The sequence below is a fragment of the Acetilactobacillus jinshanensis genome (assembly GCF_004359375.1).
Lineage (GTDB): Bacteria > Bacillota > Bacilli > Lactobacillales > Lactobacillaceae > Acetilactobacillus > Acetilactobacillus jinshanensis.
This window is the reverse complement of the sequence record NZ_CP034726.1, coordinates 739916-751185: the sequence shown is the minus strand read 5'-3', so window position 1 is coordinate 751185 and position 11270 is coordinate 739916. Positions and strand designations below refer to the sequence as shown.

Sequence of the window (11270 nt, the reverse complement as noted above, 5' to 3'; positions counted from 1 at the left end):
TGAGGTGGGATTATTTTTTTATTAAATATTTTGGGCTTCTTTTACGTAATTAATAATGTAGAAAGGAAGTGAATAATTATGAATTTATCAAGTGATTTTTTAAAGGACTTATTTCATAGCTGTTTTAATGGTATTGAAGATCAGATGGATCGTAACCGTCAAATTAAAAATAATACTGTTAATAAATTAATTGATTTTCAAAATAAGATTGAGTTCCATAATCAAAAAATTCATGTGTATAATAAAGCATTACAAAAGTCTTTTGAGCAAGATAAACGAAAATTCAGAAAAATGATTATGTATAAAATTCAATCCATTAAAAGTAGGCTTGTAATATACTTAAGTGCGTGGAGTATAAATGTTGATCAAGATATTGGGATCGTAAATAATAAAGTATTGAAAAGATGTTTAGGTGATCTACTAGCTGAAGAAGAACGAATATTGCATAAATCGCTCATTCATTTATTATATAGACAATAATCATGTTATATCGATGCACTTCACTGCACACGATTTCTATTAAAGTGTGCTAAAATTAATGATAAAAATAGAGAGGAGATTAACAATGTTCTCAAAAAAGGAACTAAAATCTCTAGATAAAATTAATCCAGATGAAGCATTCTTGGATTCTAAAATGGGCCTCAAAGCCATGAAAGAAGCATATCAAGATGCTTTAGATCAACCTAAATAATACTTATATTTAGTCATAAAAAAGCCTCTTACGCTGAATTTATAACGTTTAGCATAAGAGGCTTAATTCATTTTAGAATTCTGTTATTTACTTATTCTGACCACAGGTGCAATGATGATCCTTAGCGGTTGAATGACGGCAAACCTTTTTACCATTGACCATTCTACAGCAAGGTGCATTTTTCTTCTTCATGTCCATAGTAAAATCTCCTTTTCATACTTATATTTTTAACTTCTTACTTAATTCTAAGGGTCATAGCATTAATAGCAACTACAACGGTGCTCAATGTCATAACAATCGCACCAACCGTTGGTGTAATAACGATTCCGGCGAATGCTAGTAGACCGGCAGCCAACGGAATGGCAACGATATTATAACCAGCTCCCCACCAGAGGTTTTCAACCATCTTAATGTTGGAGTGACGAGCTAAGTCGACTAAGCTAATGACATCTTTTGGATCACTGTTGACTAGGACAACATCAGCGGATTCGATAGCGACATCGGTACCCGAACCAATGGCGATTCCTAAGTTGGCCTTAGCTAAACTAGGGGCGTCGTTAACACCATCACCGATGAACATAACGCCGGATTTCTTCTGATACTTAGCAACCAGCTTTTGCTTATCAGATGGTAACAAACCAGCCTGATAACTAATGTCACCTAAGTCATGAGCAACTTTCTTAGCGACAATTGGATTATCACCGGTCAGCATAACGGGTTGAATATCATGACGGTTCAAGAACCGGATTAAACGCTTGGATCCAGGCTTAATCTGGTCACCTTCACCGACGATTCCGACGGCCTTGTTATTGGTTACCAAGAAGCTAACGGAATTTCCACGGGAAGCCAGAGTATTAAATACAGTTGAATCAAAGCTGATATGATGCTTGCGTAAGTACTTTCTGGCAACGATTTCGTATTCTTGACCATTGACAGAACCCTTAAGGCCGACACCGGTAATCTGACTGACGTTGCTAGCTTTATCGAATTTGACGTGCTTAGCTTTAGCGGCATTCATGATCCCGGTAGCAAGAGGATGACTGGATGACTGTTCAATGCTAGCTAAGATGCTTAAAACTTTAGCGTCTGAATAATGACTGTCAAAGCTCTTTAAACCGTTAACTTTAAATTTACCTTCGGTTAACGTTCCAGTTTTATCCATTAAGGCATAATGGATATGATTAATGTCTTCTAAGGCGTTTCGATTTCTAATCAATAGACCATGAGTGGCAGCTAACGAAGTTGTCCGAGACACAACTAATGGTACGGCTAATCCTAAAGCATGAGGACATGCGATAACCAATGCGGAAACGGCCATCGAAATCGCGAAGGCCACGCTATGAACGATCGACCAGGCAACGAAAGCAATGATGGCTGCGGCTAAGGCGGCATAAAATAGGTAGCCAGATACTTTGTCGGCCATGTTTTCCTTTGCTGATTTGTGACTTTGAGCACTGGATACCAAGTCCATAACTCTAGATAGGAAACCTGATTTACCGGTTCCAGTAACCTTAATCTGGATTGAGCCTTCATCGTTGGTAGAACCACCGATGACCTGGTCCTTAACGTGCTTCTTAACCAATTTGGATTCACCTGTGACCAATGATTCGTTAACCATGCTTGAACCCTTGAGAATCTTACCATCGGCAGGGATTTTTTCACCGGCTTCAATCATGACCTGATCACCAGGTTTTAGCTGAGCAACTTTAACGTCCTTAATCTTGCCATTGGCTTGAACCAGGTGGGCAACATCAGGAAGAAGTGCCGCTAATTTATTAACGGCGGATCCGGCATCCATAATGGTATCCATTTCGATCCAGTGACCTAACAGCATGATGACTACTAAGGTAGCTAGTTCAACAAAGAAGTTCATTACCCTTGGCCTGACGTCAAAGATATTGTTGGCAATAACGGCATAGACACTATAGACGTAAGCTACGGTGATACCCATGCTGATCAATGACATCATGGCCGGTTTATGCTGTTTCATTTCACCTAGGGCACCATGGAAGAACGGTAGACCACAATAGAAGAACAGAACGGAACTAATTACTGCGACCGCCCAATCTGAACCTGGGAACGTGATTTCATACGGCATCTTCATGCCCATGAATGGTGACATGAGGATAATTGGGACCATCAGGATTAACGATAACCAGAATTTCTGCTTAAGTCCGGTCATGTCCATCGTGACACCGCCGGGCATCTTCATGATCATGTGTTTACCTTTCATGGTCATATTTTTGCCCATTTTCATGTGCTTCATGCTCTTCATATTGGACATGTTCATACCTTTCATGGATCCGTGTTTCATGTTCATGTCCTTCATTTTATGTTTTGACATGTCCATTTTCGGGTTTGTTCCGTGAGTAGCTGACATTCGCATGGTATGACTCTTTTCGGAGCCCATGTTCATATGTGACATGTCTGATTTTGGCATGGTCATCTTTTTATCGTGCTTCATGTTCATGATAGGCAGCCTCCTTTTCTGCGTCGGGATCTAAACAATTGCATTTCACTTTAGTGGGAGCCGTTTTCTCGACTTTCATTAAAGTCTTAATCAGTTGTTGGACGTCTGACTTACTAATTGAAATATTTTGGACTAGATTATTAATCGCGTTACCCGCATGCATCGGGCAAATATCACGAAAGACGTTCATGGTAGCTAGATTGGCAGCCTTTTGCTCACCAATATTAGGTGAATAAATGTACTTATTACTGACCTTATGGCTATTGATGAAGCCTTTCTTTTTTAGGCGGGTCAATAATGTTTTAACGGTGGACGCTTTCCAGCCCTCTTTATGGCTCATCACGTTGATGACCTGACGACTGGTACATTTCTTCATCGTCCAGATTACCCGCATGATTAACCATTCAGCATTAGAGATTTCTTTTAATTCGTGAATGATTATCATCCTCTCGTCTACATTTGTAAACAATTCAATTCATTAATGAGTTTACAGCTGTAAACGAAGAGTTTCAATTTAAATGACTGGGAATTTTAGTGATAATTAAAAAAGGAAATAATTTGGGATGTAATTTCTACATTGTTAAACAAATATTTAGCCATACTTAAAATTAAGATCTCTGGTATAAATAATATGGTTAAACAAATCGAAGTTAATTTCTTCACAATCATTGACATCAAAGGGCCATAAGTGCATTATAGGTATAAGGAGATAGACTGCAGTGACAAATTGTGATGTGAAATTTCAACATAAATTACTGATGATTTGGCCACTGTTGCGTTCAAAACTTATATATAGTCATGGTGTCTGAGGGAGTCATGGCCTTATTTTTTCTGTACTTCTATTTTTAAAATAAGAGAAAAGATATTGGTTTTTCGAGGAGAAGTGCTTTATTAATGCTCAATTTAGATCAATGCCGCTATTATAATAATCGAGAAGTTACGTGGATCGATTATGATAAACGAGTATTAGATGAAGCTTCGAATCCCGTGAACCCATTATTGGAACGGGCACGTTTATTGGGAATTACCCAAAATAACTTAGATAGTTTCATTAAGGTTCGGGCTGCGAAGATAATCAAACGAATGCACGAGTGGCCGAATTGGCGCGATGCTTCAGGATTAACATTCCATGATCAATTAAATGCGATTCGGACTCATGCGCACCGATTGGTTAAGACACAATATCACATTTGGGAGAAGCATATGTTACCAGCTTTAGCCAAGCATGGAATTTATCTTCGTCACGTTAAGGACTTAAGTCCACGTCAGCGTCGTTATGCCGATGAATATTTTCAGAAGCAATTATATCCAGTCATAACCCCAATCGCTGTGGACGGTACGCATCCGTTCCCGTTCATCGAAAGTGGTAAGACTTGCATGGCGATTTTAATTCGCCGACCGAAAGACGATAAGGAATACTTTGCCATGATCCCGATCGCCTTTAGTTTTCCACGGGTAATTCGGTTACCGTTTAATCACGGGAATGACTTTATCCTTCAGGAAGATTTAATTAAGAACTATTTAGGTCAAATTTTTCAGGGCTTAAACGTTAGAGGTTCAGTCTGCTTCCGATTAACTCGTGATCAGGATATTGCAATTGATGACCGAGAAACCAAGGATTTAGTTTACGATGTTGATAACCGCTTGAGAAAAATGCGGTATGGCCGGCCGTTACGAGTCGAAATTGAAGCTAACGCTAACCCGAAGATTATGAAATTCATTCAGGATCACTACAAGTTAGCTGATTGTGATATGTATAAAGTTGACGGTCCAGTTGATCTTCATTTCATCAATGAAATGGTTAAAAAAATCCGTGGTCATAAGAATTTGATGGCCAAGAAATACACGCCGTTTTTTCCGGATTTCCTGCGGAAAATTAGCATCTTTAAAGCGATTCGGAAGCACGATCTCTTCTTTCATCGCCCGTTTGATTCATTCAAACCGATCCTAGTTTTCTTAAGGGAAGCTGCCGATGATCCAAAAGTCATTAGTGTCAAAATCACGTTATATAGAGTTTCTAAACATTCTCCTGTAATCGCAGCCTTAAAGCGAGCCGCTAAGAACGGTAAATTGGTTACCGTTTTGATTGAATTAAAGGCCCGTGGTGACGAAGCTGCTAATACTAAGTGGGCACTTCAGTTACAGCAGTTAGGTTGCCACGTGATCTACGGGATGAAGGGCTTAAAGGTTCATTGTAAGTTAGCGATGGTCGTTCGTCGTGAAAAAGGCGGCGTTCGTCGTTACATGCACATGTCCACCGGTAATTACAATGAAAAGACCGCTAAGCACTACGTCGACATGGATCTATTTACATGTAATCCAGAAATTGGCTAGGATGCTACCGGAATCTTTAATATGCTCTCCGGATTTTCAAAGCCAAAACGCTTTAAACAGTTAGTGATCTCACCATTTGGCATCCGTAACTTCCTAATACAAAAGATGGAAGACGAAATCGCCAACGCTAGAGAAGGTAAACCTGCGGCCATTTACATGAAGATGAATCATTTGTCGGATATTCCGATTATGCAAGAATTATATCGTGCTAGTTACAACGGTGTAAAGGTTCACATCATTGTAAGAACGATCTGTGACCTACGATTAAACGATCCACGAGTTGCTAAGAACATCACGGTCCACTCGATTGGCTTCGGTTGTTACTTAGAACACAGCCGGATCTACATGTTTGAAAACGGTGGTGATCGTCTGGTATATTTATCCAGTGCGGATATGATGCCACGAAACTTAAGTCGACGGGTTGAATTATTATTCCCAGTCTTAAGTCGCCATATTCGGAAGCAGATTCAATACATCTTTGGCTTGATGTGGAAGGACAATGTGCAGACCCAAATTTTGATGCCAGATGATACTTGGCATGAGGTTCGTTTGGATCATCAGGGGAAGCCATTTAACTACTTAAAGTTTTACATGACCCACCGTAAGCAAATTGCTGAGCGTTTGTACAGTCGATTCTAGAAAGCGTGAATGCTATGAGAAGATTTGGTGTAATTGATTTAGGTTCTAATTCAATTCATATGATTGTTACCCAGATCGAAAACGACGGGATGACCCATACCTTGGTTGAAGATAAGGTCTCCGCACGTTTGTCCGAAGGTATGATGGAAAATGATAAGATGTTACAGAAGCCTGCCATGAAGCGAGCTATCGGTGCCTTAGAGAAATTTAAGAAGGATATCCAAGGCTTAGATAACTTAAATATGCGTGTCATGGCCACCGCAGCCGTCCGAATGGCTAAAAACCAGAAGGAATTCTGTAAGTTAGTCAAGAAGGAAACCGGTTTTGATGTCGAAGTCATACCTGGTGAATCCGAAGCTTACTACGACTACTTAGGTGTCGTTAATTCATTACCAGTCATTAACTGTGTAATTATCGATGCCGGTGGTGCCAGTACTGAATTAATCTTGGTTCAGAACCGACGACCAACTCATTTATTAAGCTTGCCAATTGGTGGTGTTACTTTAACTGAACGTTATCTACACACCGATAAGCCAACCGCCAGTGATGTCTTTAGGTTATTCACCGCATTGAACTTAATCTATGATGATGTTTGGTGGTTGAACTGGGGTCGTAATACTCCGGTTATTGCCTTAGGTGGATCGAATCGAACCTTAGCTAAGATTTGGCGCCATAAAGATCCACTTCGTAAGAATTGGGATAAGATTCATGGTTTCAGGATGTCAAATACGCAGGTCGATGAAGTCTTTGATAAGATGCTAGCAAGTAGCTTGGAAGAACGAAAGAACATTCCAGGTCTACCAAAGGACCGTGCCGATATCGTTGTTGGTGGTACCGCTCCGTTGGTTTACTTACTGAGATACATTGACTCAACTAGAGTTATTTTCTCAAAGCACGGCTTACGGACCGGTGCTTTACATGAATACTTGCATCAGTTGAGTGAAGAAAAGCATGGCTTTACTAAGAATAATTAATTAGGAAATTTTAAAATCAATAACTTTAACTAGCCCGTTAATCGCTAATCTTGAACTAGTAATTAACGGGCTAGTTTTTTCATAAGCAGGTGACATAAACCGATCGATATTGAGATAAATCGACTTGTTGTATAATGTACCTATTCCTCAAGGATGAAAAGGAGCAATGAGTATGAATGATCGTCAATTTGAGCAGATTATGGGATCGTTTGATCATCAACAGAACGTTAAACATACTGAACAACAGAAATTAACCCAGGTTGATGTTAAGAAATTCGGGAATGTAATTGATCGAAAGGTTAAACATGTTCGTGAGCAGTTAAATCACATCGATAACATTAAAGATCGGGACCAACGTAATTCTCAAATTCAGATTAATCAGTTAAATACTCGTGCTCACAAGATTTTATCGGTCGTTCGTTCTGATGCTCAAGTTAAATTATTATTTCAAAGGGTAAAACTTGAACTAAGTCGAATTATTACTTGCCAGAAATTAGCTCAATCGACCGACTTAGCCATTAAGAATATTCATCATTCATTACTCACAAGAGCCCAGCAACAAACCATTGTTTCTGAAGTTAGCTCGTTTAAGCAGTATTCAGAAGAAAATATTAATGACGCAAAACGACTTAATGCGTTAAGGGATATATTAACCTATGATAATGGCGCTATTAATGGTGCTCTATATAAATTTGCTCATGATAATCAGAGTAACGCCATTAATAAGGTCGAAATCTTAATTGATAAAGCTAAAAATAAGATAAGTCATTATGATAAATTTAGTCACGACGCCAAAATGGTGGTTAATCATGAGATTGATCAATTTAGTCGAAATGTGATTAATAATTTAATGACAACGAGTGATTTTGTTGAAATATCCCGAATTTATCATCAATCCGCAAATCAATTTAAGCAAAATCAATCAGGGTATCAGTATAACTTAAAGACCTTTACTAAATTCAATCAATTTATTGGCCAAATTAAAAAGCAGATTACTTCGCTTAATTTATTATCCAGTGAAAAATCGAAGTTAAATAGTCGAATTAATCAGATTTATAATGATACGCTTCAGAATATGAAAGCGGCATCCTGGCAGGTTAATGCCAACAATTTATATTCGACTCAATATAAAATTGTTGCGATGATCATTGATATGATGGTTAACAGTTTTGAAGTCGGGATTAATCAACCTAACGTTGCTTTAACGGGTGATCAACGACTTAATTTGACTAATCAAGCTGAAGATATTGCATCATCAACTAATAGTTTGCATCAAAAATCGGCAAAAGAAGAATTAAATCGGGGTCTACACAGTTTAAATGATTTAAATCATCATTGTAATGAATTAATTAACGCTAATCGGATTAAAAACCTAATTGATGATTTAAAAGGGCAGATTCAGCAAATTACCGATCTATTACCGATTGATAAAGGTTATTTAACGATCCAGATCATTAATGCCGGTCGAAAATTTAAGGATCAACATCAAAGTGCCGCTGATGTTAAGAAGCTACTGAATCAATTTCTTAATAATCAATATCGATTTGTTAAGCAACGAAATCTTGATAAATGGAATTTTAAAACATCGGCTCAGATTATCTTTTCATATCTAAGTAATGATCAAAAGCAACGATTAAGCGATCATTTAACTCAAATTGAAAATAATGACCGACTTAGTTATAGCGACCAAGTATTGGCTATTAAAAAGATCTCGAAGCGTGCATCAGTATTAGATAAAAAACGGATGATTAGCCGATTAGTTAAGTTAAACCAGCTGATTATTCATCAGGAATCAACGATCACTTCTGGTGAAAAGTCATGGTTGGCTGAAAAGTTACTGGCGTTTAAACATCAAGCCAAGTCGACATCTCAGGTGGCTAATTGGGGTCATTTAGAACAACAATACGAAAATAGCGTTTACCGTAAAATTTATGCTCAAAATAATCAGCCATTAGAAAGTCAAATTATAAATGAGCTTCTCGATAAGGCCAATCACACGCATCAATTAATTAACCAGAGTCTCTTTATTACGCGCTATCGAAATTTGCTTAATGATTCCTTGGATCAGCTAGTGAATAAGCGACTGGTCACGCTTAATGATGCCAAGGACAAAAATGACCTTAACACCCAATTTAACCAATCAATTAACGAGATAAAGAATTGGGCTGAAATTGCTATTAAGAACGTTAAGAAGATCGATCTTGAACATCTGAATTGGTTAGTTCCGTTAATTCATAATCAGCTGAAGACCTATAATTCAGCAAAGAACGTGCTCTATCAGTTACATGAACTGGTTTATAAAACTAAATTACGGATTAACAGCGCTACTTCGTTATTGCAGATTGAGACTTTAAATCAACGTGGGATCTGGAAGATCAGCCGATCAATTGATCAAGTTATTGATAAATATGATGCAACGAAAGCTAAAGCACATCATAAGCTTAATCAGATGATGACAAAGGCTAAGCAATCATTGGACGACTATTCACATTTGCTTAATATTAATCAGATCCTATTTATTATTAATCAGGCCAACGGGCGAATCAACTGTAGCGTTGGTCAGCATGTTAATGATGAACTTAAGCGATGCCATGAAAAATTAGATCAAGTTTTGCAGAGTTGCTATAAGCAAATTTGGGACAATATTATCCAGAAGGCGCAAGCCACAACTAAAGACTTTAAGCATGTCGCTAGTGATGATAAACAAAAGGCTCTTCAAAATATCCAAAACGTTAATAGACAAATGATGAATCAGATTCAGTCTTGTGATAACGCCCAGATAATGAAGTTGATCCAAAATAATCAGACTCAATTAAATCGATTGATCCGTCAGACAAGCTTGTTAGATCCGGCTAAACGGAACATTCTGCATAAGTTAGATGATGAGATTGAGCAGGTTAGACGGGACGCCCTGAAGTACCAAGCCGGTCAAGTTTACGATCAAACTTTGGCGAATTTGAATCAGTTACGGCATATCCTTCTGAATCAGATTAGTTCAAGTAATGGTGATCAGCTTAAACAGCTTTATCACACTAATTTGCAGAATTTAACATATCAACATCACAAAATCATTTATTATACCCAAATTAAACGATTTAACCAGAAATTCGATGATTTAACGGATCAACTGAAATCACTGAAACTTTTAAATAATCGTGGAGTAAGAACGTGGGACAAGAAATTTAATCATTGTTATCACGTCACGATTCATCGTATTATGAAAGCTCCTGACATCAGGACTTGTATTAATAATCGATATGCTGGTGAAAAAAAGTTAGCTGCCATTTTTACTTCGGTTAGAGCAATCAACGATAAAAAGCGGCACGTTTATCAAGATATTCAAGACCAGATTGAATATTTTGATAAAGAAGTCCAGAAATTCAAGTACTTGCAAAATGAAGAAAAGAAAGCCTGTACTACGCTGTTAACGCAGACCCTGCAGCATTCACATCAGCGGGTCGTAAACGATGCAACTGATGAGCAGCTTCTTGAAACTAAGAAGAAAAGCCTTGCTACCGTTAAACAGGTGTTTAATAAAGTTGGCTCGGCTGAAGTGTTATTAGCGGCGATCCAGAGTGCTGATGATCGAATCTCTCGATCATCCTTAGATGAAGATACGAAGAAAAAATCCTTGAAACACATTCATAATATCATCAATCACGGGGTTAAAGCTTTATCTGAAGAAAATCAGCCGCACCAAACAGCTAAAAGCACCCATAAAACTAGGCGACCTAATTTACCAGTTCAGAGTCATAAACAAAAGGTTGCTTTACAGTCGGTTAAGAAACATAAAAAGTCGCAAAATTTCTTTATAAGATCGATTCATGCAGTTAATCATGCGATTAGACAATTCTTCAGAAAATTGGCACACGCTTTATAAATTAGAAAAATTCTTATACTTATATTAGTATTAAAGGTCGTTAAAGATTAGCGATCTTTTTATTTTTAGCGAAAAAATTAAGCGCTTTGTTTTAGATCAAGCAATCGATGTTTTTTAATGAACATGGCTTCGGATGATCCCGGATAATAATAAATGAACATGAAATATCTAAATAATTAACACAACGAAATTATGCGATGGTGTTAATTAATAAATTATGGAGTAATGATAAATTGCTTTTAATTAGTGATAACATTATTGAAATTATGTTTCACAATCTCA

8 protein-coding genes are annotated in these 11270 nt (G+C 37.6%); 6 read left to right on the top strand and 2 right to left on the bottom strand.

The window, feature by feature from the left end; all coding sequences use genetic code 11:
• The first annotated feature begins 78 nt into the window (after nucleotides 1-78).
• Together ELX58_RS03460 and ELX58_RS08060 are read left to right on the top strand one after the other, a co-directional pair.
• Entirely contained in the window at nucleotides 79-480 is a 402-nt protein-coding gene (locus tag ELX58_RS03460; protein ID WP_133441771.1) for a hypothetical protein, read from the top strand.
• Nucleotides 481-565: 85 nt separating this feature from the next.
• The gene (locus ELX58_RS08060) at nucleotides 566-691 is read left to right on the top strand and encodes a hypothetical protein (protein WP_257791764.1); all 126 of its coding nucleotides are present in this window, start codon (nucleotides 566-568) and stop codon (nucleotides 689-691) included.
• A 235-nt stretch (nucleotides 692-926) separates the two neighbouring features.
• Here the strand turns inward: ELX58_RS08060 and ELX58_RS03455 are convergent, their stop codons facing one another.
• Together ELX58_RS03455 and ELX58_RS03450 are read right to left on the bottom strand one after the other, a co-directional pair.
• On the bottom strand, nucleotides 927-2990 hold the full coding sequence (locus ELX58_RS03455) for a copper-translocating P-type ATPase (RefSeq protein WP_133442570.1): 2064 nt from the start codon (nucleotides 2988-2990) through the stop codon (nucleotides 927-929).
• Nucleotides 2991-3141: 151 nt separating this feature from the next.
• Nucleotides 3142-3606: a CopY/TcrY family copper transport repressor gene (locus ELX58_RS03450; RefSeq protein WP_133441770.1), complete on the bottom strand. Its 465-nt coding sequence runs from the start codon at nucleotides 3604-3606 to the stop codon at nucleotides 3142-3144.
• 449 nt (nucleotides 3607-4055) lie between these two features.
• Between ELX58_RS03450 and ppk1 the strand changes: the two genes are divergently transcribed.
• From ppk1 to ELX58_RS03430, 4 genes are all read left to right on the top strand, one after another.
• Nucleotides 4056-5495, top strand: a complete 1440-nt coding sequence (ppk1, locus tag ELX58_RS03445) for a polyphosphate kinase 1 (protein WP_133441769.1) — start codon at nucleotides 4056-4058, stop codon at nucleotides 5493-5495.
• Between the two features lie 21 nt (nucleotides 5496-5516).
• Complete coding sequence (locus tag ELX58_RS03440) at nucleotides 5517-6134, top strand: phospholipase D-like domain-containing protein (protein WP_133441768.1); 618 nt, start codon at nucleotides 5517-5519, stop codon at nucleotides 6132-6134.
• Between the two features lie 14 nt (nucleotides 6135-6148).
• Complete coding sequence (locus ELX58_RS03435; protein ID WP_133441767.1) at nucleotides 6149-7108, top strand: Ppx/GppA family phosphatase; 960 nt, start codon at nucleotides 6149-6151, stop codon at nucleotides 7106-7108.
• A 172-nt stretch (nucleotides 7109-7280) separates the two neighbouring features.
• Nucleotides 7281-10988, top strand: coding sequence for a hypothetical protein (locus tag ELX58_RS03430; protein ID WP_133441766.1), 3708 nt, complete (start codon nucleotides 7281-7283; stop codon nucleotides 10986-10988).
• Nucleotides 10989-11270 lie beyond the last annotated feature (282 nt).